19 protein-coding genes are annotated in these 21,918 nt (G+C 67.9%); 10 read left to right on the forward strand and 9 right to left on the reverse strand.

What is annotated here, in order from left to right; genetic code table 11:
• Position 1 precedes the first annotated feature (1 nt).
• Positions 2–574: a nitroreductase family protein gene (locus ACWDSI_RS05670; RefSeq protein ID WP_449747334.1), complete on the forward strand. Its 573-nt coding sequence runs from the start codon at positions 2–4 to the stop codon at positions 572–574.
• A 27-nt stretch (positions 575–601) separates the two neighbouring features.
• On the opposite strand, the gene ACWDSI_RS05675 is transcribed toward ACWDSI_RS05670, so the two are convergent.
• On the reverse strand, positions 602–1,030 hold the full coding sequence (locus ACWDSI_RS05675; RefSeq protein WP_449747333.1) for a hemophore-related protein: 429 nt from the start codon (positions 1,028–1,030) through the stop codon (positions 602–604).
• A gap of 353 nt (positions 1,031–1,383) precedes the next feature.
• Between ACWDSI_RS05675 and leuA the strand changes: the two genes are divergently transcribed.
• A complete protein-coding gene (gene leuA / locus ACWDSI_RS05680; RefSeq protein ID WP_449755920.1) occupies positions 1,384–3,237 on the forward strand; it encodes a 2-isopropylmalate synthase in 1,854 nt (617 codons plus the stop codon).
• 288 nt (positions 3,238–3,525) lie between these two features.
• On the forward strand, positions 3,526–3,981 hold the full coding sequence (locus tag ACWDSI_RS05685) for a DUF6325 family protein (protein ID WP_449755921.1): 456 nt from the start codon (positions 3,526–3,528) through the stop codon (positions 3,979–3,981).
• Here the strand turns inward: ACWDSI_RS05685 and ACWDSI_RS05690 are convergent.
• The 6 genes from ACWDSI_RS05690 to ACWDSI_RS05715 all read right to left on the reverse strand — a co-directional run bounded on the left by ACWDSI_RS05690 (position 3,978) and on the right by ACWDSI_RS05715 (position 11,272).
• On the reverse strand, positions 3,978–6,683 hold the full coding sequence (locus ACWDSI_RS05690) for a LuxR C-terminal-related transcriptional regulator (RefSeq protein ID WP_449755922.1): 2,706 nt from the start codon (positions 6,681–6,683) through the stop codon (positions 3,978–3,980). The two genes, ACWDSI_RS05685 and ACWDSI_RS05690, sit on opposite strands and share 4 nt — an antisense overlap.
• A 369-nt stretch (positions 6,684–7,052) precedes the next feature.
• Entirely contained in the window at positions 7,053–8,462 is a 1,410-nt protein-coding gene (locus ACWDSI_RS05695) for a hypothetical protein (RefSeq protein WP_449755923.1), read from the reverse strand.
• 11 nt (positions 8,463–8,473) lie between these two features.
• On the reverse strand, positions 8,474–9,907 hold the full coding sequence (locus ACWDSI_RS05700) for a DUF2252 domain-containing protein (RefSeq protein WP_449755924.1): 1,434 nt from the start codon (positions 9,905–9,907) through the stop codon (positions 8,474–8,476).
• Positions 9,908–9,923: 16 nt separating this feature from the next.
• Complete coding sequence (locus ACWDSI_RS05705; RefSeq protein ID WP_449747327.1) at positions 9,924–10,325, reverse strand: DUF7144 family membrane protein; 402 nt, start codon at positions 10,323–10,325, stop codon at positions 9,924–9,926.
• Between the two features lie 89 nt (positions 10,326–10,414).
• Complete coding sequence (locus ACWDSI_RS05710; protein ID WP_449755925.1) at positions 10,415–10,729, reverse strand: SHOCT domain-containing protein; 315 nt, start codon at positions 10,727–10,729, stop codon at positions 10,415–10,417.
• A 66-nt stretch (positions 10,730–10,795) separates the two neighbouring features.
• Positions 10,796–11,272, reverse strand: a complete 477-nt coding sequence (locus tag ACWDSI_RS05715; RefSeq protein WP_449755926.1) for a DUF6325 family protein — start codon at positions 11,270–11,272, stop codon at positions 10,796–10,798.
• Positions 11,273–11,535: 263 nt separating this feature from the next.
• Here ACWDSI_RS05715 and ACWDSI_RS05720 point away from each other — a divergent pair, with 263 nt between their 5' ends.
• Positions 11,536–12,912, forward strand: coding sequence for an FAD-dependent oxidoreductase (locus tag ACWDSI_RS05720; RefSeq protein ID WP_449755927.1), 1,377 nt, complete (start codon positions 11,536–11,538; stop codon positions 12,910–12,912).
• 19 nt (positions 12,913–12,931) lie between these two features.
• Here ACWDSI_RS05720 and ACWDSI_RS05725 read toward each other — a convergent pair whose 3' ends face one another.
• Positions 12,932–13,816, reverse strand: a complete 885-nt coding sequence (locus ACWDSI_RS05725; protein WP_449747323.1) for a LysR family transcriptional regulator — start codon at positions 13,814–13,816, stop codon at positions 12,932–12,934.
• Between the two features lie 102 nt (positions 13,817–13,918).
• On the opposite strand from ACWDSI_RS05725, the gene ACWDSI_RS05730 reads away from it, so the two are divergent.
• The 4 genes from ACWDSI_RS05730 (at position 13,919) to ACWDSI_RS05745 (ending at position 18,602) form a co-directional block, all read left to right on the forward strand.
• Entirely contained in the window at positions 13,919–14,938 is a 1,020-nt protein-coding gene (locus ACWDSI_RS05730; RefSeq protein WP_449755928.1) for an LLM class flavin-dependent oxidoreductase, read from the forward strand.
• A gap of 108 nt (positions 14,939–15,046) precedes the next feature.
• On the forward strand, positions 15,047–16,000 hold the full coding sequence (locus ACWDSI_RS05735) for an EamA family transporter (RefSeq protein ID WP_449755929.1): 954 nt from the start codon (positions 15,047–15,049) through the stop codon (positions 15,998–16,000).
• Positions 16,001–16,122: 122 nt separating this feature from the next.
• Entirely contained in the window at positions 16,123–17,445 is a 1,323-nt protein-coding gene (locus ACWDSI_RS05740) for a MinD/ParA family ATP-binding protein (protein ID WP_449755930.1), read from the forward strand.
• A 35-nt stretch (positions 17,446–17,480) separates the two neighbouring features.
• Positions 17,481–18,602: a MinD/ParA family ATP-binding protein gene (locus tag ACWDSI_RS05745; protein ID WP_449755931.1), complete on the forward strand. Its 1,122-nt coding sequence runs from the start codon at positions 17,481–17,483 to the stop codon at positions 18,600–18,602.
• Here ACWDSI_RS05745 and ACWDSI_RS05750 read toward each other — a convergent pair.
• A complete protein-coding gene (locus ACWDSI_RS05750) occupies positions 18,590–19,660 on the reverse strand; it encodes an alpha/beta hydrolase (RefSeq protein WP_449755932.1) in 1,071 nt (356 codons plus the stop codon). The genes ACWDSI_RS05745 and ACWDSI_RS05750 overlap by 13 nt on opposite strands.
• An 83-nt stretch (positions 19,661–19,743) precedes the next feature.
• On the opposite strand from ACWDSI_RS05750, the gene ACWDSI_RS05755 reads away from it, so the two are divergent.
• Both ACWDSI_RS05755 and ACWDSI_RS05760 read left to right on the forward strand, forming a co-directional pair.
• Positions 19,744–21,099, forward strand: coding sequence for a MurT ligase domain-containing protein (locus ACWDSI_RS05755; RefSeq protein ID WP_449755933.1), 1,356 nt, complete (start codon positions 19,744–19,746; stop codon positions 21,097–21,099).
• Positions 21,096–21,818 (forward strand): type 1 glutamine amidotransferase, encoded by a 723-nt coding sequence (locus tag ACWDSI_RS05760; protein WP_449747318.1) that lies wholly within the window; start codon positions 21,096–21,098, stop codon positions 21,816–21,818. The genes ACWDSI_RS05755 and ACWDSI_RS05760 overlap by 4 nt, the downstream gene beginning before the upstream one ends.
• The last annotated feature ends 100 nt before the right edge of the window (positions 21,819–21,918 follow it).

Consider the following 21,918-nt stretch of genomic DNA (forward strand, 5'->3'; position numbering starts at 1 on the left):
CGTGCATCCTTTGATCCGACAGCGCTGGAGCGCCCGCGGGTTCGACCCCGAGTCCACCGTCACCGCCGACGAACTGACCGAGATCCTCGACGCAGGACGGTGGGCTCCCACCTGGGGTCGCATCCAGCCGGTGCGGTTCCTCGTCGGGGTGCGCGGGGACGACACATTCGACACCCTCGTCGAGACGCTCAACCGCGGCAACAAGAGCTGGGCGCCGGCGGCCGGGGCGTTGATCCTGTTGTCCACCACCGACACTCCCGACGATCCGGCCCCCGACACCTACGGCGCGGTCGACCTCGGATTGGCCCTGGGACAGATGACTCTGCAGTGCGAGGCCCTCGGACTCAACGGCCACCCCATGGAGGGCTTCGACAAAGCCGCCGCGCGTGCGGCATTCGCGATTCCCGACGGACACAAACCGATGGTGATCCTGGCCGTGGGACGCCTGGCCACAGACCCCTCGACGCTGACCGAGGCGATCCGCGAACGCGACTCGTGGCCGCGTGAACGGCTACCGCTCTCCGAGATCGCGTTCACCGGCAGGTGGGGTCAGTCGTTCGACGCCGCCGACTGACCCCACCGGTGGGTCACCTGTGGTCGATCACTTGTAGTTGCCGCAGGTCTCCATGGCCTTCTTGATCGCGGCACGGTGCTCGGTGCGATCCTTCTTGCCGATGCCGTGGTCACGCAGGAAGTTCATGATCTCGGCGCGCTCGGGATGATGCTTCTCGGCTTCCAGCCGGCGCTGCTTGCGCTGCTCGGGGGTGAGCACGATGGTCTCCTCGAAGTGACGCTTGGCGCGCGGATGACTCGAGATCTCGTGCCATAGCTGCGGGTCCTCGGCACCGAGCGCGCGCTCCACCTGCGCGAGCGTGCATGCGGTACCCGGCACCATCGTGGTGGGCGCGGGTGCTGCCTTGTGCGGGTGTGCGGGTGCGGCGTTGGCAACACCTCCGGCGGCGATGGCCGTCGCGGCGCCCACTCCCGCGATCGCCACTGCGATCCGTCGGGCCACTACTCCTGAAGTCATACGAGACATGCACTCACCTTTCGTCCACCGAACACCCGCCGCGACCGGCGGGGACATCGTGTCGAATCGAGCTCGACGAGAACGAAGACAACCCTAGATTTCTTTGTGCCGGCTGAGAATTCACCCAGAAATGCCCTCAGTAATGCCCGCCCAAAGAGACCGTCAGTACCCCGTCACTCAACGAACGACCGACGGGCATTTGATCCGCGACCGGCCCGAGGAGTACATTCACACCCATGCATCGCGCGCTCCTTCTCGGATGCCGCGGCGGGGTCTGACACGACCGGCCCTCCGCCGCGGGCCTTTCGACGTGCCGGTCACCTCCCCCTAGATCCACTCGGAGATCGACCATCATGGCACCAGCAGCAGACACCTTTACTTCGGGCGCGAGTCGCATCGTCGAACCGTCCGGCCCCATCCCCGACGGCCAGCCCTCCTGGAACACCCAGCGCAACTCCGCGATGCCGGTACATCGCTACCGCCAGTTCGCCGACGAGGTCGAGACGGTGTCGGTACCCGATCGCACCTGGCCCGACACCACCATCACCCGCGCCCCGCTGTGGTGCGCGGTGGACCTGCGCGACGGCAACCAGGCGCTGATCGACCCGATGAGCCCCGCGCGTAAGCGCCGCATGTTCGACTTGCTGGTCCGCATGGGCTACAAGGAGATCGAGGTCGGTTTCCCGTCGGCGAGCCAGACCGACTTCGACTTCGTCCGCGAGATCATCGACGACAACGCCATTCCCGCCGACGTCACCATCCAGGTGCTCACCCAGTGCCGCGACGAGTTGATCGAGCGCACCTTCGAGGCCTGCCGCGGGGCGGCCAACGTGATCGTGCACTTCTACAATTCGACGTCGGTGCTGCAGCGTCGCGTGGTGTTCCGCGCCGACAAGGACAAGATCACCGCGATCGCCACGCACGCGGCGCACAAGGTACTCGAGGAGCAGCAGCGCTACCCGGACACCAACTGGCGTTACGAGTACTCCCCGGAGTCCTATACCGGCACCGAACTGAGCTACGCCAAAGAGGTCTGCGACGCGGTCACCGAGATCATCGCGCCCACACCGCAGAATCCGATGATCATCAACCTGCCCGCGACCGTCGAGATGGCGACGCCCAACGTCTACGCCGACTCCATCGAGTGGATGAGCCGCAACCTGGCCCGTCGCGACTCCATCATCCTGAGCCTGCACCCCCACAACGACCGCGGCACCGCCGTCGCCGCCGCCGAACTGGGCTACCAGGCGGGCGCCGATCGCATCGAGGGCTGCCTGTTCGGCAACGGCGAGCGCACCGGCAACGTATGCCTGGTGACCCTGGGCATGAACCTGTTCAGCCGCGGGGTGGATCCCCAGATCAGCTTCTCCGACATCGACGAGATCCGTCGCACGGTCGAGTACTGCAATCAGCTCAACGTCCCCGAGCGCCACCCGTACGGCGGCGACCTGGTGTACACCGCATTCTCGGGCAGCCACCAGGACGCGATCAACAAGGGCCTCGATCAGATGAAGTTCGACGCCGACGCCGCGGACGCCGACGTCGACGACATCGTCTGGCAGGTTCCCTACCTGCCCATCGACCCCAAGGACGTGGGCCGCAACTACGAGGCCGTCATCCGCGTCAACAGCCAGTCGGGCAAGGGCGGCGTCGCCTACATCATGAAGGCCGACCACGGCATGAACCTGCCGCGACGCCTGCAGATCGAGTTCAGCCGCGAGATCCAGAAGATCACCGACGGCGAGGGTGGCGAGGTGTCGCCCAAGGAGATGTGGGATGTCTTTGCCGACGAGTACCTGCACCCGATCCGCCCGCTGGAGCGGATGCGGCAGCGCGTCGATGCGGCCGAGGTCGACGGCGGCGAGGATCACATCAGCGCGGTGGTGAAGGTCAACGGCGTCGAACGCGAGATCTCGGGTAGCGGCAACGGTCCGCTGGCGGCGTTCGTCGACGCACTCGCGACCGTCGGCTTCGACGTGCGGGTGCTCGACTACAGCGAGCACGCGCTCACCGCCGGCGGCGACGCCAGTGCCGCGGCGTACGTGGAGACCGAGGTGAACGGCGAAACCGTCTGGGGCGTCGGAGTCGCATCGTCGATCACGACGGCAAGCCTGCGGGCGGTGGTGTCCGCGGTCAACCGCGCCCACCGCGTCAATGCACCGTCGGTCGAGGAGGCGGGCACCGCGCCACGCACCTGGGCTCCCTGAGCACACCCTCTCCCCATCCCCCTCATCCCAATCCCCCTGCGCCACGCCGGTGGCACGCACGCAGGGATGAGAAATGAACCCGCACCGCGGCCGATGACCTCTGCCGCGCGCGTGCCGGGCATGGGCCGGACACACCGAGCGATCCCCGGGTGTCCGGCCCATTCCTGTCGGCGCCACGAACCACCGGCCCTGTGTGCGCACGCCGCTCACCCTGATCGGATGACGGTCTCGACCGTCCTCGGGTGCACACTCGACGTAGTCGAATTGGCCGAGTCGAGGAGGCGCCCGTTGGACAGCGACCACGGGTTGAGCCGACATGACCACGGGTTGGGCCCAGTGGACTACGTCGTCGTCGAATTGCCGGATGGATTCGGCGGGTTCGAGGGCCCGCTCACCGAGGCGCTCACCGTGCTGCTCGCCGACGGCACCGTTCGCGTGTTGGATCTGCTGAGCCTGCACCGCGCTGTCGACGGCACGCTCGACGTTCTGGAGTGCGAAGATCTCGGCGGTCGTCTTCCCGAACACCTCGGCGACAACCTCGCCGAGATCCTCGCCGAAGAAGACCTCGAGAATCTCTCCGCGGCAATCACTCCCGGAAGCAGCGCACTGATCCTGGTGTGGGAGAACCACTGGGCGTGCCGATTTGCCACCGCCGCACACATGTCGGGCGCGAAACTCGTTGCGCAGGGCCGCATTCCCACGCAGGCCATCGTGCAAACCCTCATCGGCGACGAGGAGGCCTAGAGCAGATTGTGCTCACGCGCGCGGTCAACGGCCTCGCGCCGCGACGAGGCACCGAGCTTACGGTAGATCGACTGCTGATGTGTCTTCACGGTGTTGACCGACACGAACAGGTGCGAGGCGATCTCGGCGGCCTTGTACATCGTCGGCAGATACCGCAGCACCGCCATCTCGCGCTCGGTGAGCGCCTCGTGGGCCGACGGGGTGTCCGCGGCGGCAACGGTCCCGTGCGCACGAGGGACGACGTCGGAGATCTCGCCCATCACACGATCGATGAGCGAACGCTCCTCGACGGACAGGTCCGTCGATAAGTGCCGGACGCGGGTCAGCAGGTTCCGCAACTCACCGCCGTGTTCGGTGAAGGGCAGGAGCGCGCCGATCGGCGTCGCCGTGCCGATCGCGTCACCGATGCGCACGAGCGCTACCGCATCGCGTCTGAGACGATCGGCGGCCACCGCCGACAGCACACCGGCTTCCACGCGGAGTACCGCGAACTCGGCGTAGCGTGCGGGCTCGCCGAGAACCTGCAGCGCGTCCGCGGGCCGGTTGGTGGACAGTGCGATTCGGGCCCGGGCAATCCGCACGAGCGCCGCGATGAATCCGATCGCCTCCGGCACCGAATCCAGCGATTCCCGGGCTGCGTCGAAGTCACCGCCGAGCATGTCCACGTGGGCCGACGTCACCACCGACCAGGCATCGATCAGGTCACCGAGACCACCCGAGTGCCGGCGCATCGCCTGCAGGCGAGCACGCGCGAGACCCGCGGCGTGCAGGTCTCGACGAGCCGCCGCCAACCCCAGCGCAACGATCTCCACCACCGCCGCCGCGGCCCGGTCCGACCCCGCATCGGCCAGCGGCCGGGCGAAGCGGATGTCCTCGGCGGCCGCGTCGCAGTCCGCCCGCGATAGGTGGCTCAGCGCGGCGGCGGCATGCACGGCCAGGAACTGTGGCTGACGGCTCCAGCCGCGGCGGGCGACCAATCCGATCACGGCGGCACACCGGCGCCCGGCGTCGGGCAGTTTCCCCTCGATCGCATCGAGCATCGCCAGGTAGGCGTCGGCACCGGAGGAGGTGATCGCCATGCCCGCCCGGTCGGCCACCACTCGCACCTCGTCGAGTTGGGCCCGTGCCAGACCGAGATCGCCGGCCAGCACCAGGCTGATGGCGACGTTGTTGCGACCGATGAGAGCGTAGGACCCGGCCGCCGGGAGCTCGGCTCGCGGCGTGTCCGCCGCGAGCCGCATCAGTTCGGTGGACGCCTCGTGGAGTTCGGCCACCCCGGCCACCCGGGCCAGCACCAGCCGCACGTTCGCGAGAATGGCCTGCGCCCACACCGGACAGTCGCCACCGCGGGCCGCGAGTTGACGTTGCGCATCGTGCGAATTGCGTCGCACAGTGTCGTAGTCGCGACGGTAGTGGGCCACCACGCATGCCAACAGCAGCACCTCCGGGCTGGGATCGTGCGTGGCCTCGGCAACCGCGGGAACCAGCGCCCCGGCCAATGCCGCGGCATGGACGGTGACGATCAACGGCAGCGCCGAGGTCCCGACGATCTCGGCGACCCGCCTCCAGTCCCCGGCGGCGACGAGATGCCGAACTGCCGGTATGGACTCACCCTTACCCAGAAACCAGTCGGCGGCGCGCCGGTGCAGATCGGGAATGCTCTCGGGACTCTCGGCACCGAGCCGGTCGAGGAGTAGTTCACGAAAGAGCGGATGAAAACGAAACCAGTCCGGACGCTCCGACAACCGCACCGTCAGCGCGTTGCGTGCCACCAGGTCGTCGAGCACAGCGCGGCTGTCGGCTCTTCCGGTGAGCACCTTGGCGAGTTCGGCGTGAATCATCGGGGCCACACTCGTGGCGAGCAGGAATCTCTGGTCACTGGGCGACATCCGGGCGAGGATCTCCTCGAGCAGATACGCGGCCACGAGCCGGTTCTGTCCGCCGAAGCCGCGCAGCGCCTCCCCCGGGTCGCCGTCGGACGACGGACTGCTCAGCAACGCCAGCCGCATGCCGGCGGGCCACCCCTGAGTGCGTTCCACCAGCAGATCCAGTGCGGCCTCACCGATCGGCAGGCCGGCGCGCGCGCAGAACTCCCTCGCCTCGGTCTGCGTGAAAGCCAGTTCCGCGCTATCGATTTCGACCAGCCGACCGGTCAGTTGGAGTCGGCGTAACGGAATCTGTGGCTGCTCACGGCCCACCAGAACCAGGTGCAGATTCGGCATACCACCGTCGACGAAGGCATTCAGCGAGTCACGCACGTCGTCGTCGACGATCCGATGGCAGTCGTCGACGACCAGGATGACCTCCTGCGGCAAATCGGCGAGCGCATCGGCGAGGCGGTCGACGTCACTGCCGCCGAATTGCTGGCCGGGCATGAACTGAGCGATCCGGGCGTCGGCGGCCACCAGATCGAGAGTGCGAAGTGCGGTGATGACCTCCAGCCAGAATGCCGGTACGTCGGTGCCCTCGCCGACGGTCAGCCACGCGACCCGCCCACGTCGGGCCGGTTGTCGCGCCCAAGCCGCGACGGCCAATGTCTTTCCGTATCCGGGTCCCGCACAGACGAGGGTGAGCGTTCCGCTCTCGCCGCGCGACAACAGGGCATCGAGGCGTGGCCGGGGGACGAAGCCGGGCGGCAACGCAGGACTCGATGTCCTCAGGCGCAGGGTGCCGGGCACCTCCGCAGCGTCGTTCTTCGCCACGTCATACCTTCGTTCGGCGCGGGCTGCTCCACGCGTCTCGACAGAATGGTACCGGCGGTGATGGGGTCGGGGTGGCGCTGTTCACCCCGTTCGCATGACGCATCCGCGTTTGAGGTGGCAGCACAATGGGGGAATTCGGATCGGAGTGGTCCGAAGGCTGCGGCCTCGGCTGCGGACGTCGACGGAAAGGGTTGCGATGGCCATGCGTTGGGGGCGGACACACCGCCGAGCCGTGATCGGTCATCCCGTGGCGCGAAACGCGGAACACCGCGATGCCGTCGAGATCCTCGAACGCGGAATTCGCCGACGCGGGCACGCACCGGCGAGACGCACGACGGCCGCTGACGAGAACTGACGCCGGCGGCGCGCTCAGGCGGTCACAGCCGTGTGCGCCGCGCGACGGGCAGGCGCGACCGCGAACTCGAAGGCGATCAACACCAGCGCCCCGACCAGCACCACCCAGAACACCACCATGCCCGTCGGGTAATGCCAGAACATCAGGATCAGGGCACCGACGGTCGGCACGCCGATCCGGATCGGTAGCCGCGCCTGCCAGAGGCCTCGTTCCACCACGGAGGGCGCGCGATCCTTCCGTCGGGCGTCGATCGCACCGAATCCGCGCCGAATCCAGGCGCGCACCACGAGCGCGGATCGGGATCCGCTTGCGAAGAACCCGACGAGAGCGAGCACAAGGCCGACCACCGCGACTGCGCGCAGTGCTAAGCGCATCGGGTTGATCACGGTGTCGAAGATGGCTTGTGCGGCCGGTTGGGACAGCACATCTGTGGGCATCTCGCTGAGATAGATGGACCGTCCCACCAGGACTGCCAGCGCCAGCACCAGCATGGCCAGCACCACCGCCACGCCTACGGCGGCCAGCGTGCGCATCCGGCGACCGCGCCCCGCAACACCCACCGCGGCGAAGATCACCAGGATGGTCAGCCACGGCAGAATGTCGGCCACCTTGTCGAGGGCGCTGACGAGATTCTGGGCGCGGACCAGGTGTTTGGACTGCCAGATCACAAAGTCCTTGTTGACCACCGGGATCCTGTCGGCGAACGCGAACCCGCGTTCGGTCAGCCGCTGCTTCACCTGGGTGATGATCGGTCCGAGTTGGATGCTGATCGACCCGTTGTCGGTGTCGACCTGGATCGCGCCGTGGCGGGTGTCGCCGGTCACGGCGGCGACCACTGCCGCGTGCGCTTCTCGATTGGCGGTGACCCAGAGTTCCTTGAACTGCTGGGATCCGACGAACTCGGCCACGGTGGAGCGAATGAAGGCCTCGGCCTGGCCGGCGATCACCGGCGCCAGCCCCACAACGGCTTGGTCGACGCGAGGCCGGTCGGCCGGAGTCAGTTCCGTCAGAGTTGTCAGCGCATCGGTGGTGATCTGCTTGATGTTCACCTGGCCGTTGATCTCGTCGACGATCGCGTTGGTGACCTGTTGCTGCACAGCAGGATTCGACGCGAGGGGCGTTACTGTGGCGACGTAGTGATCGGTGTCGAGGATCTGGCTGCGCACAAACCGTGTGGTCACCGACAGCAGCGCCAGCACAGCGCACAGAATGACCAGCGTGATGGCTCCCACCGCGCGCCAGTTCACCCGGCGGCGTGGGGATGCTGCGGCAGCTACGGCGGTGTCGCCACCTGCGGCGAGTTCGGCCACCTGGGCGCGCAGGCACTCGAGTTCGGCGCGCTCGTCGGTGCTCAACGGATCGGGGATGCTGTCGGCAGCATTCGGTGATGGCTCATCGATCGAGCCGGAGGCGTCGTCGGACACGTGGGTCGCTTTCAGATGTCGGTGATGGCGGGGATCTTGGCCGCGGTGATGGCATCGACGAAGACGGCGTGGTCTGCCATGTTGCGCTTTGCGTATCTGGACGCGAAGCGCATGATGCTCTTGTCGAACTCTTCGGCGTCGTCGAGGTACGCGGCGATCGCCACCGCGTCACCCGAGCGGGCATGTCCATACGCCAGCACGCGGCCACACGCACGCCCGTACGCATCGAGACCGCCTTGGTCGAGCCCGTCGATGAGGATGGAGCCCTTGGCATCCCGTAGCTGGCGCAGATAGAAGTCGCGCGACACACCGTCGTGTCCGCGGCCCGAGTCCCAGCCGAGGAAGACGTCGCTGACCGCTTGGGTGAGTTGCTGCCCCTGCACCACGCGCCGACCCTGATTGTCGAAGGTCGGGCCGTCGAGGTAGCGCGCGAGGACCGACTCCTGCGCCTCCTTCGCCTGCAGGATCAATGGGTCGTTCTCGTCACGACCACGGAAGAGCAGCACCCAGGCCTGGGTGCCCACACTGCCCACGCCCACCACCTTGCGGGCCACCCGTTCGAGCCGGAACTTGTCGAGCAGAACACGATGTCGGGGTTCCATCGTCGCGCGGAACGCGGTGAGGCGGTCGCCGAACTCGGCGTAGATATCGCGCGAGCTCTCCAAGCTCCACAGTTCCTCGATCGGAACGATCAGCGGTGGGGCACTGACGAATCGCAGCTCGCCGTCGACCACGGTGGTCAGTTTGGTCAGCGCCGACAGGCTGTCTCGCCGCCACGCCTTGTCGATCTGCTTCCGGATGCTCTTGGCGGTGGCCGCGTCGATCATGTCACGCATGTTGACGAGCTTGCGGGTCGGCTCGGCGCGCATGTACCAGCTCTGCAACGTGCCCATCTCGGACTGCTGGGCGATCGTTTCGCGGTACTCGCGGGCGCATGAGCGGGCGATTTCCTTGGCCGCCCTCCGCTCGAACCCGTTCTGCAGGGCCGCTACGGCGAGGCTGGCGGCCAGTCGCTTGACGTCCCACTCGAACGGTCCCGGGTAGGTCTCGTCGAAATCGTTGACGTCGAAGGCCAACCGGCGCTCCGGGGTCGCGAACAGGCCGAAGTTCGAGAGGTGGGCGTCACCGCAGAGCTGCACCGTGAGACCCGAGTTCCTCGTGCGGCTCAGGTCGTCGGCCATGACGAGCGCCGCACCCCGATAGAAAGTGAAGGGAGACAGCGCCATTCGGCCGTGGCGAACCGGAACGAGTTCGGGGACCCGAGAAGTCGCCTGCTCGAGGAGGAGGCCGATCGGGTCCCGATCGGCCTCCTCGTCGAGATCTCCCACCGACGACAGCGGTAGACGTTCACGGGCGTCGATGCCCTGTGCCTGCCGGTCCGCGACCGTAGCGAACGACGCGGCGGGGGCGGTGACGAGCTCGCTGTCGGTGGTCGGAGCGTTCATGGTGAATCCGGACTCATCACTCTTCGTCGGTGTCCCAGACGGACACCGCCCAGATGCCGACCAGTGCCAGCGCGATCAAGGTGATCGACCACCACGGGTAGTAGGGGATCCACAGGAAGTTGGCGATCACCGACAGTGCCAGGAACACCACCGCCAGCACACGCGCGAGGGTGGAGCCGAAGAACAGCATGAGCCCCGTGATGGCGATGATGACGCCGATGACGATGTGGATCCAGCCCCAGGTGGTGAGGTTGAATTTGTAGATGTAATTGGGTCCGACGACGAAGAGGTTGTCGGCGGCGACGGCCGAGACGCCCTGGAAGAATTCCAGGATGCCCACGATCAGCAGTATTGCGGCGGCCGCGATGGACAGACCGCCGGCCCACTTCTGCTCCGTCGACGGGTCTTGGTAACTCATCTGATCCCTTTCTGTGACTACCCACTCGGCGAATTGCCGACCGGACACATACCTACTGGGCGAAAACCTGTTCGGCGCAATGCTTATGGTCAGGAACCGAGGATGCGACGCTTCTCCGCGTCGAACTCGGCGTCGGTCAGCACTCCCTGCGCGCGCAAATCGCCGAGTTGCTTGAGTGCAGCGATGCGGTCCTCGGTCGATGCGGCCGGCGGAGCCTGCGGCGGGGGCGCATACGCCGGCGGTGCCTGCTGGTAGACGGGCTGGGGCTGCTGGTAGACGGGTTGGGCCGCGGCTTCCTGGCGCGCCCAGCGCTCCCCCTGTCGGCGTGACACGCGGTTCGAGACCGAGGTGGCGGTTCCGGCGATGACCGCCGTGCGGGCCACCCCTCGTAGTAGTCCTGGCATGGGTCCCTGCTTTCGTTCGGTGTGAGTGGTCGATCGTGTGCGTGAGTCGAGCTCCGGCCCTGCGCGTCAGTCCTCCGCTGCTTCCTCGACCGCGTCGAGCGCGGCGATGAGGGCGTTGACGGGGATGCGGCCGGACGCCACGAGCTGCGCCCCGCTGCGACGCAGACCAGTGGCCAAGGGAGCAGCCCAGAGATTCTCGTAGACGACGAGCACGCCGAGGCATTCCGGCTCCAGCGCCGACGCCGCCTCGGCCAGATCGGTCTCGTCGAGCAGACCGCTCGACGCCTCGGCCAGGAAACCGGTGTCGATATCGCCGGTGAAGTCGACGTCGGCGAAGTCCACTCCGACCGCCGACCCGTCGGGCTCCCGGCGGATCATCGCCAGGTCGAGGACCCGGATGGTGCCGGCATCAACCAGGTCGAGCAGCAGGGAAAGCGCCGAGCCGTCGGGCTCGTGATCGGCGGGAAACTCGACGAGCAGGTAATCGATGGGGCCCATTTCGACATCGGTGTCGACGTCGCTGTCCACAGAGGAATCGTCCATACTCTGACTCTTACACCCGGTATGCCGGCAGCCATCACCCGAACGGTATGAATCGGCATGAAATCGTGGCAGAACCGCGTCGACTCGGAGATTGACGGCAGAGAATGGATTGACGGCAGAGAATGGATTGACGGGCAGAGAATGATAGTGCCGTAGTTTGGTGTCATCTGGTGACACCAAACTACGGCACTAGCGAAACTACGGCACCAGCGCCCGACACCGACCGACCATCCGAGGCTCGGGCCGCGGGTAGGGTGGCGCGGGTGGAACGGATCGTGGTGGTCGGCGGCGATGCTGCCGGAATGAGTGCCGCTCACCAGGCACTGCGCACGGCCCGCACGAAGCGTCGGGACGTCGACGTGGTGGTACTCGAAAAGACCTCCGACACTTCGTATTCCGCCTGCGGAATCCCCTACCTCGTCGGTGGACTGGTCGATTCGACCGACGACCTCACCGCCCGCACTCCCGCCCAGCACCGCGAGATGGGGGTCGACCTGCGTCTGGGCACCACCGTCACGGGATTCGACATCTCCGCGCAGACGGTCACCACCTGGACCGACGACGGCGTCGAATCGGAACTGCACTTCGATGAGCTGGTCCTCGCCACGGGCGCAGACGCCACCGTTCCGCCCTGGGCACGCGACAGATCCGGCGCGCTCATCGACGGAGTCCATCCGGCGAAAACGCTTGAGGATGCCCGCTATTGGCTCGATCTGCTGATCGGCAGCGGACGGCGCGGGGTGGTGGTGGGCGGTGGGTACATCGGCCTGGAGATGGCCGAGGCGCTCGCCGAACGCGGTTTCGACACCACGCTCCTCACCCGAACCACGGTGATGAGCAAACTCGACCCCGAGATGAGTGCGCGCATCGAATCGGGCCTGGTGTCCGCCGGTGTCGAGGTGCTCACCGGCACCGTCGTCACCGGCGCCGACACGTCGACGTCGGGCACCATCCGGTCGCTGACCACCGCCTCGGGACGTGAGATCCCGGTCGACGTGGTGGTGCTCGCGCTCGGCGTGGGCCCGTCGACGTCGCTGGGCGCCGCCGCCGGGATTCCCATCGGCGTGCACGGCGGCTACCTGCCCGACGACCGGCAACGCGTCGCCGACAACGTGTGGGCCGCCGGTGACTGCTGCGAGGTCGTCGACCGGATCACCGGAACCCGGATCTACGCCCCGCTGGGCACTCACGCCAACAAGCAGGGCCGCGTCTGCGGCTACAACGTCGCCGGCGACGACCGTCGCTTCCCCGGCGTGCTCGGCACCGCGATCACCCGATTCGTCTCCGGTGCAACCAATCTGGAGATCGCACGCACCGGCCTGAGCACGGAGGTGGCCAACCGGTTCGGCTACGACGTCTTCTCCTTGATCACCGAAAGCAACACCGCCAGCGGTTATCTGTCCGCCGCCGCCCCCATCGCCACGCTGATCACCGCGGACCGGTCCACGCGCAGACTCCTCGGCGCCCAGATCGTCGGCGGCCCGGCGTCGGGCAAACGGATCGACACGGTCGCCGCCGCGCTGTGGGGCGAGATGACGGTGGATGATCTGGCCGAGATGGACCTGGCCTACGCCCCACCCTTCGCTACGGTGTGGGAGGCGGTGCAACTCGCCGCACGCCGTGTGGCAGAACGGATGTGAGTCTCGCCGGATGCTCGACTCAGCGGGTATGACCCGCGGCAGCCGACCGCAACGCCGCGACCACGTCGTCGACGGCCGTTCCGATTCGCGATCGGGTCAGCGCTTCGTAGACCCGTGCCGCACGAACCCCTTTGAGTTCCACCGCACGCACCCCGGGGTGGCGCACCGCGAATCGTGGCATCAGCGCGATGCCGTGGTTGGCGGCCACGAGTGCCTCGATGGTGGTGAAATCGAGCATCCGCTGCGTCACGCGCGCCGCCACTCCGGTGAGCGCGGAGATCGACAGCAGCACGTCGTCCACCGGGAATCCGCCCTCCACACTGATCCAGTCGTGATCGGCCAGTTCGGACACCGACACCGAGTTCCGTACCGCCAACGGCGAGGCCGCCGACACCACCACGTCGAGCGGCTCGCGCATCAGTTCGGTGACCCGGACCCGTGGGTCGGTCACCGGCGGCATCCGTTCATCACGGTGGGTCACCACCACGTCGAAATCGGCCAGCGCGGGCGGGGCGTCGGCGTAGGCGACGTCGAGATGGGAAGCGACGATGTCGATGTGCTCGGCCGCGGCGCGCTCGAGGACGTCGGGGAGCAGCAGGGTGGCACCCGAGGGGAACATCGCAAGGCGCACCTGCGCGTTTCCCGATCGGTAGGCCGCCATCTCCTCGCGGGCACGATCCACCGCGGCGATCACCTCGTCGGCGCGCAGCACGAGGGCCCGTCCGGCGCCGGTGAGCCGGATCCGGCGGCCGTCCTGTTCGAGCAGGTCGACTCCGGCCTCCTTGGCCAGCACCTTGAGTTGCTGGGAGACCGCCGACGGCGTCATGTGCATGGCCGCGGCCACCTCGCCCACCGATCCGCGATCGGCGAACTCGCGGAGCAACCGCAGGCGCTTGACCTCCATATAGCAATACTAAGGTTTGGGAGCCGATCAATTCGGATCTGCTTCATAGACTCATTGCGTGCGGCCGGGAACAATCCGGACCGCAGTCCGGTTGAAGTCTCTGTGAAGAAGATAGGTTTTCTCTCGTTCGGACATTGGTCGCCGTCGCCGGGGTCGCAAGCGCGCACGGCGTCGGACGTATTGCTGCAGTCGATCGACCTGGCCGTGGCAGCAGAGGAACTCGGCGCCGACGGCGCCTACTTCCGGGTGCACCACTTCGCCCGCCAACTCGGTTCGCCGTTTCCGCTGCTCTCCGCGATCGGCGCGAAGACCAGCACGATCGAGATCGGCACCGGCGTGATCGACATGCGCTACGAGAATCCGATGTACATGGCCGAGGACGCCGCCGCCGCCGACCTCATCTCTGGCGGACGTCTGCAGCTCGGCATCAGCAGGGGATCACCCGAGCAGGTGATCGACGGCTACAAGTACTTCGGCTACACCCCGTCGGAGGGTGAAACCGACGCCGACATGGCGCGTGCGCACACCGACGTGTTCCTCAAGGTGATCGAGGGGACCGCGTTCGCGCAACCCAATCCGCGGCCGATGTTCCCCAACCCGCCGGGTCTGCTGCGCATCGAGCCGCAGTCCGACGGTCTGCGCGACCGCATCTGGTGGGGCGCGGGCAGTCGCGCGACCGCCGAGTGGACCGCCCAGCAGGGGATGAACCTGATGAGTTCCACGCTGCTGACCGAGGACACCGGCATCCCGTTCCACAAGTTGCAGGCCGAGCAGATCGACCGTTTTCGCGACGCGTGGGCCGAGGCCGGCCACACCCGTGAACCGCGGGTGTCGGTGAGCCGCAGCATTTTTCCGCTGACCACGCAGACCGACCGGATGTACTTCGGCGGTGATCGCAACGACCGCGACCAGGTGGGCATGATCGACGGCGGTACCGCACGGTTCGGCCGCTCGTACGCGGACGAACCGGACAAGCTCATCGAGCAGCTCCGCGAGGACGAGGCCATCGCGGCCGCCGACACGCTGTTGCTGACTGTTCCCAACCAGCTCGGCGTGGAGTACAACGCGCACGTCATCGAGTCCATCCTCACCGACGTCGCCCCCGCCCTGGGATGGCGGTGAGTCGCGCGGGCCGGGGGTGCTCTTCGGAACCAACAGTGAAGCACAACTGAATTGTCCATCCAGTTAAATTCGATTGTTCTTCATCGATGATCCCCACATCATGGAGTCATGTCCACACGCGATCGTCTTCTGGGTCTCACCGTGGTGGTGCTCTGGGGTCTGAACTTCATCGCCATCAGGGTGGGGCTCGACCACTTCCCGCCGTTCTTCTTCGCCGCACTGCGGTTCGCGGTGATGGCGGTGCCGGTGATGATGTTCGTGCGTTTCCCGCGTGTGCAGCTGCGGTGGTTCCTGTTGTACGCCTTCGGTTTCGGTGTGGGGCAATTCGCTTTCCTGTTCCTCGCGATGAGCCTCGGGATGCCCACCGGACTCGCCTCCCTGGTGCTGCAGACGTCCGCCCCGTTCACGGTGCTGCTCGGGGTGCTGTTCCTGCGTGAGCGTCTGGTGCCCGCCCAGATCATCGGCATCGTGGTGGCGGTGGTCGGCATCGTGCTGATCGGCATCGACCGCGCCGGACACAGCACGCTCGGTCTGGGCATCCTGATACCGATGGTGCTCACCGTGCTCGCCGGTCTTTCCTGGGCTTTCGGCAACATCGGCAGCCGGCTGGCCCGGCCCGACGACGCCCTGCGGATGACGCTCTGGATGTCGGTGGTGCCACCGATCCCGCTGTACCTGCTCAGCCTGGTGATCGAGGGGCCGTCGGCCGGATTCCATGCCGTGGTCACCGTCGGCACGCCGGCGGGCCTGCTCGCCCTCGCCGGCCTCGCGTATGTGGTGTTGCTCGGCACCATCGCCGGGTCGGGTCTGTGGACCACGCTGTTGCAACGGCATCCGGCCAGTCGGGTGGCGCCGTTGTCGCTGCTGGTACCCGTGGTCGGCATCACCGCCGCATGGCTGATCCTGGGTGAGGTGCCCACCGTGATCGAACTCGGTGGTGCCGCACTGGTGATTGCCGGGTGCGCGGCCGGGGTGCTCGCGTCCCCGCGCTCCCGGCCGGTTCCGACGGCCGATCGTCGCGGGGGGTCGGCGCATCCCGAGAAGGCGTCGACTTCCGCGTGACGAGCAGAACTCCACCACATCTGTGGTACCCGCCGAGCCGTCGGCGGGTGGGCGCCCTACTATCGTGATTCGAACGCGGTCCTTCGGGCCGGGGGGACCGCACGAGGGGAACAGTCACACCGATGTCGCACGCCGATGCCGAGGGCGCGCAGCCGCCCTGGCTGCACACCGACGCCGACAACCCGCCGGGTGAGGTGTACGCCGCCCCCGTCGACACCGACCGCTTCCCGCCGCAGACCCCCGCCGCCCATCCGCCCCCTCCGCCCGCTCACCCATATCCGCCCATGCCCGTCGCGCCGGTGCCGCCGCCGGGGTATGCCGCTCCGCCACAAGTGAATCCACCGCAGATGGGGCCCCCGCCGATGAGCCCCCCGCCGATGAGCCCCCCGCCGATGAACCCACCGCCGGGTTATCCGCCTGCGCACATGATGCCGCCGGGATACGCCATGTCACCCGAGCAGGGACGTACCGCACCGCCCACCAGCGGATGGCGCCGCGCCGTTCACACGGCATCGGGCGGACTGATCAACCTCGGCCAGAGCAAGTCCCAGCAGCAACTCGACGCCATGATCGCGCGTATCCGCCGGCCCATCACCGGCCAGTTCCACCTCGCGGTGCTGTCGCTGAAGGGTGGCGTCGGCAAGACCACCACCACGCTGGGCCTGGGGTCGGCGTTCGCCTCGCTGCGTGGTGACCGCGTGATCGCGGTGGACGCGAACCCCGACCTGGGGACCCTCGCCAACCGGGTGCCCCAACAAACCGTCTCCACGGTGCGCACCCTGCTGCACGATCGGGGCATCGTCGGCTACCCCGATGTGCGCCGGCACACCAGCCAGGCGTCGAGCAGACTGGAAGTTCTTGCCTCCGAACGTGATCCGGCGATCTCGGAGGCATTCGACGCCGACGAGTACCGGCAGGTGGTGTCGATTCTCGACAACTTCTACAACATCATCATGACCGACTGCGGCACCGGTCTGGTGCATTCGGCCATGCAGGGCGCGCTCGGCTCCGCCGACGCGCTGGTGCTGGTGACCTCTCCGGCGATCGACGGCGCCCAGAGCGCGTCGGCCACCCTGGACTGGCTCAATGCACACGGCTACGCGCATCTCGCGCAACAGGCGGTGGTGGTGATCTCCGCGTCGAAACCCGGCAGCGCACCCATCGACCTGGACATGCTGACCCAGCATTTCCTGGGCCGCACCCGCGCTGTGCAGATCATCCCGTTCGACGATCACCTGGCCACCGGGTCGCACGTGGAACTCGACAACATGCACCGCCGCACGCGCACGGCGTTCCTCGAACTCGCTGCGACGGTGGCCGACTCCTTCGCCCCGGCGCCACCGGTCCACGCCGCACCCCATCCGGGCGCGATGCACTACCCGGGTCCGCCGCAGCAACCGGGTCCACCGTCCGGACCGCCCATGCCCTGGCCGCCCAACGCCTGAGCACACCACCATCTGAGCACGAGGGACACCCACACATGCCCGACGATCAGTCGAATCAGCCACTGCCCAGCTGGATTCCGGCCCCGGAACCCGAATCCCAGCCCGTTGCGGTACCGCCGGTCCAGGCCGGTCCACCGGCCGGATATGGGCCGCCGGTGGCGCCCCGGACCGCGCCCCCGATGGCCCCGCCGATGCCTCCCGGCCCTCGTCCGGTGTCGTCGCTCGACGAGGTGCCCCTGCTGCGCCGCGCCCAGCACGCGCCGGCGAGCGGATGGCGACGCATGCTCTACAAGGCGTCGGGAGGCAAGATCAACCCGGGCGATTCGCCCGACGACCTGCACTACGCGGAACTTGTCCGCTGGGTCAACCAACCCATCCGCGGCGACTACCGCATCGCCGTGCTCTCGCTGAAGGGCGGCGTCGGCAAGACCACCACGGCCGTCGGACTCGGCGCCACCCTCGCCTCGCTGCGGGGCGACCGGGTGATCGCCGTCGACGCCAACCCCGACCTGGGCACCCTCGCCCAGCGGGTGCCGCAGCAGACGTCGTCGACGGTGCGTGACCTGATCGCCGATGAGAACGTCACCCGCTACTCCGACGTCCGCGCACACACCTCGCAGGCCCCGAATCGGCTGGAAGTTCTTGCCTCCGAACGTGATCCGGCGACCGCCGAAGCGTTCAGCGAGGACGACTACCGCAAGGTGATGGAGATCCTGCGGCGGCACTACAACATCATCATCACCGACTGCGGCACCGGACTGAGCCACTCCGCGATGAACGGCGTGCTCGATCACGCCGACATGCTGATCCTGGTGACCTCACCGGCGATCGACGGCGCGCGCAGCGCGGCCGCCACACTCGACTGGCTGCACGCGCACGGTTACGGCGCCCTCGCCGCACAGTCGGTGGTGGTGATCGGTTCGTCGCGGGCCGGGTCGTCGACCATCGATCTCGACCAGCTCTCGCAGCACTTCCTCACCAAGAGCCGTGCCGTACAGCAGATTCCCTTCGACGACCATCTGGCCGAGGGCGCCGAGGTGGATCTCGAACTGCTGCACAAGCGCACGCGTCGCGCGTTTGTCGAACTCGCCGCCGTGGTTGCCGGCGACTTCCCGAACACCGCACACCGCGAACAGCGCGCGGGTCAGCCCGGCTGAGCCGACAGCGCCACGGCGATCGCGGCGGTGTACCTGCTCACCGCCTGCGACGAAATCGGGCTGATGCCGGTCAGATTGGCGAAGCCGTGAATGAGTGAACCCGCGCGCTGCAGGGTCACCGGTACTCCGGCTGCGGTGAGCGCGTCGGCATAGGCGATGCCCTCGTCGCGGAGCGGATCGAATCCGGCCACCACCACGATGGCCGGCGGGAGACCCGAAAAGTCTTCCGCGCGAAGCGGTGACACGCGCGGATCTGCCCGCTGCCCCAGGTTGGGCACGTACGAGTCGTTGAACGACTCGATCCGCTCACGGGTGAGGAGGTAGCCGATGGCGAACTCGTGCATCGACGGATGCTCCCGTGACATGTCGGTCATCGGGTAGATCAGCACTTGCAGTGCCGGCGTCACGGGTTGGCCGCGGACCTGCTGGGCGAGCACCGCGGCAAGGTTGCCGCCGGCACTGTCGCCGGCGACGACGAGCCGGTCACTGCCCACTCCCCATCCCGGCGCGGCCGCCACCACGCCACGCCAGGCGGCCAGCGCGTCGTCGAGCGCGGCGGGAAAGGGATTCTCCGGAGCCAGCCGGTACTGCACCGACACCACGTCGGCCCCCGTGTCGACGGCGAGACGCCGCGCCATCCCGTCGTGGGAGGAACGACTACCCAGGGTGAAACCGCCACCGTGGAAGAACAGGATCACGCCGGTGGTGTCCACACCGAAGCGGTATCGGGTCGCCGGGACCGGACCACCCGGTCCGTCGAATTCGAGATCCTCCTCCACCGCCAACGCAACCGGCTTCTCGGTGGTCAGCGCCGCCCCGATCTCCATGCCGGCACGGGATTGATCGACGTCGTCGTCGCCCAACCCGACGGCCGGCAGCAGCCTGGTGACCACTCCGATGGCCGCGAGTTCCGGGCTCACGTGTTCGCCGTCGGCATTCACCGGGCACCATCGGGACACGGCGTCGAACACCGGGGCCGGAATGCGGCCAGTGCCCAGCAGGACCGAACGCATCGGACGCAGCGGGAGGGGCAGTGTGGAGGATGTGGCGCGGCTCACGGCGCCGAGACTACCGGGCGGGTGCACCGGCCACGACGCCGTCCCTCACGGCACCCCTGGGGCAGCTGTGACAGACTCTCCCCATGCCCGATCGAGCGTCACTTCCGGGTCTCCCACCCGCCCGCCCAACCACCCGCATCCCGCTCCGCACTTCCGTGGCGCTGGGCGCCGCGTCGGCCGCCCGGTGGGCCTCGCGCACCGCGGGACGGGGCAAGGGGTCGATGATCGGTGGCCTGGTGGCCGAGAAGATCGATCCGCAGATCATGCGCCGCCTCGCCGCGGGCAAACGCACCGCACTGGTCACCGGCACCAACGGCAAGTCCACCACCACACGCATGACCGCGGCCGCGCTCTCCGAACTCGGCGAGGTTGCCACCCAGGCCGACGGTGCGAACATGGACGCCGGCATCATCGCCACCCTCAGCCTGCAGCGATCGGCACCTATCTGTGCACTGGAGGTGGACGAACTGCACGTGCCGCACGTCAGTGACGCCACCGACCCCGAGGTGCTGGTGATGCTGAACCTCTCGCGCGACCAGCTCGACCGGGTGGGCGAGATCAACATGATCGAACGCAGGCTGCGCGCGGGCATCGCCCGCCATCCGCAGATGACGGTGGTGGCCAACTGCGACGACGTGCTCGTCACCTCGGCGGCGTTCGACGCACCGAAGGTGGTGTGGGTGGCGGCCGGTTCGAGTTGGGTGGGCGACTCGGTGAGTTGTCCACGTACCGGCGAGCCGATCGCCCGCGCCACCACCGACCCGACGGCAACCACAGAACACGCGGTCCCGGCAGTCCATACCGGTGTCGAGTGGTACTCGACCGGCGACGAGAGCTTCCGCCGTCCCACACCCGAGTGGTGGTTCGACGACGACAACATCTACGGACCCGGCGGCTTCGTCGCCCCGATGACGCTCAGCGTGCCGGGCCGCGCGAACAGGGGCAACGCCACCCAGGCGGTGGCGGCGGCGGTCGCGATGGGCGCCGACCCGGCGAAGGCGGTCGCGGCCGTGGGCACCGTGGGCGAGGTGGCCGGGCGTTACGGCATCCACCAGGTGGGCAACCACTCCGTGCGCACTCTGCTCGCGAAGAATCCCGCGGGCTGGCAGGAAGCACTGTCGATGATCGACCAGGACGCCGACGGACTGGTGATCGCCGTCAACGGGCAGGTTCCCGACGGCGAGGACCTCTCGTGGCTGTGGGACGTGCGGTTCGAGGCGTTCGAGACCATGGCAGTGGTGGCCGCCGGTGAGCGGGCCGCCGACCTGTCGGTGCGGCTGCTCTACGCAGGTGCCGAACACACCACCATCCCCGACCCGATGAAGGCCATCGAATCGTGCCCGCCCGGCCGCGTCGAAGTGCTGGCCAACTACACCGCGTTCCGCGACCTCGGCATCGCGATGGATCGGGCCGAACGCGCGCGGAAGGGGCAGCCGTGAGTGAGTCGACGCTGCGGATCGGATTGGTACTGCCCGACGTGATGGGAACCTACGGCGACGGTGGCAACGCGCTGGTGCTGCGGCAGCGGGCGCGGATGCGCGGCATCGACGCCGAGGTGGTCTCGATCACCCTCGACGACGAGGTACCCGACTCGCTCGACGTGTACACCCTCGGTGGCGCCGAGGACTACGCGCAACGGCTGGCCACCCGGCATCTCGCACGTTTTCCGGGACTGCAGCGGGCTGCGGCGGCCGGACGTCCCGTGCTCGCCATCTGCGCGGCGATCCAGGTTCTCGGCCACTGGTACGAGACGTCGGCGGGTGAACGGGTCGACGGGATCTCGCTGTTCGATCTCACCACCTCACCGCAGGCCACCCGCAGCATCGGCGAACTCGTCACCGACCCTGTCGAACCGGAGCTCACCGATCCGTTGACCGGATTCGAGAATCACCGCGGCGGAAGCACTCTCGGGTCCGACGCGAAGCCTCTCGCGCGGGTCCGGCACGGCGTCGGCAACGGCGTCGGCGATGGCACCGAAGGAGTGGTCCAGGGGTCGGTGATCGGCACCTACATGCACGGCCCGGCACTGGCCCGCAATCCCCAACTCGCCGATCTGTTGCTCGCGCGGGCCATCGGGGTCGATTCGTTGGCCCCGCTCGATCTGCCCGAGGTGGATCTGCTGCGCCGCGAACGACTCGCCGCCGGACGCCGGGGCTGACGCTTTTCTCGGCCGGCCGCCTTAGTCGACAGGGCGGCGCCACGGTGCGAAGCGGAACCGCGCGCAGTCCTGTGCCCCGCACCGCGAGCAGTCGGTACCC

The sequence above is a fragment of the Gordonia sp. NPDC003429 genome, assembly GCF_053588575.1.

Coding starts and splice junctions, on each gene's coding strand:
- ACWDSI_RS05755 (WP_449755933.1), top strand. CDS start 19,744: ATGCCCGATCGAGCGTCACTTCCGGGTCTCCCACCCGCCCGCCCAACC.
- ACWDSI_RS05710 (WP_449755925.1), bottom strand. CDS start 10,729: ATGCCAGGACTACTACGAGGGGTGGCCCGCACGGCGGTCATCGCCGGA.
- ACWDSI_RS05675 (WP_449747333.1), bottom strand. CDS start 1,030: ATGACTTCAGGAGTAGTGGCCCGACGGATCGCAGTGGCGATCGCGGGA.
- leuA (WP_449755920.1), top strand. CDS start 1,384: ATGGCACCAGCAGCAGACACCTTTACTTCGGGCGCGAGTCGCATCGTC.
- ACWDSI_RS05735 (WP_449755929.1), top strand. CDS start 15,047: ATGTCCACACGCGATCGTCTTCTGGGTCTCACCGTGGTGGTGCTCTGG.
- ACWDSI_RS05715 (WP_449755926.1), bottom strand. CDS start 11,272: ATGGACGATTCCTCTGTGGACAGCGACGTCGACACCGATGTCGAAATG.
- ACWDSI_RS05705 (WP_449747327.1), bottom strand. CDS start 10,325: ATGAGTTACCAAGACCCGTCGACGGAGCAGAAGTGGGCCGGCGGTCTG.
- ACWDSI_RS05725 (WP_449747323.1), bottom strand. CDS start 13,816: ATGGAGGTCAAGCGCCTGCGGTTGCTCCGCGAGTTCGCCGATCGCGGA.
- ACWDSI_RS05740 (WP_449755930.1), top strand. CDS start 16,123: ATGTCGCACGCCGATGCCGAGGGCGCGCAGCCGCCCTGGCTGCACACC.
- ACWDSI_RS05745 (WP_449755931.1), top strand. CDS start 17,481: ATGCCCGACGATCAGTCGAATCAGCCACTGCCCAGCTGGATTCCGGCC.
- ACWDSI_RS05700 (WP_449755924.1), bottom strand. CDS start 9,907: ATGAACGCTCCGACCACCGACAGCGAGCTCGTCACCGCCCCCGCCGCG.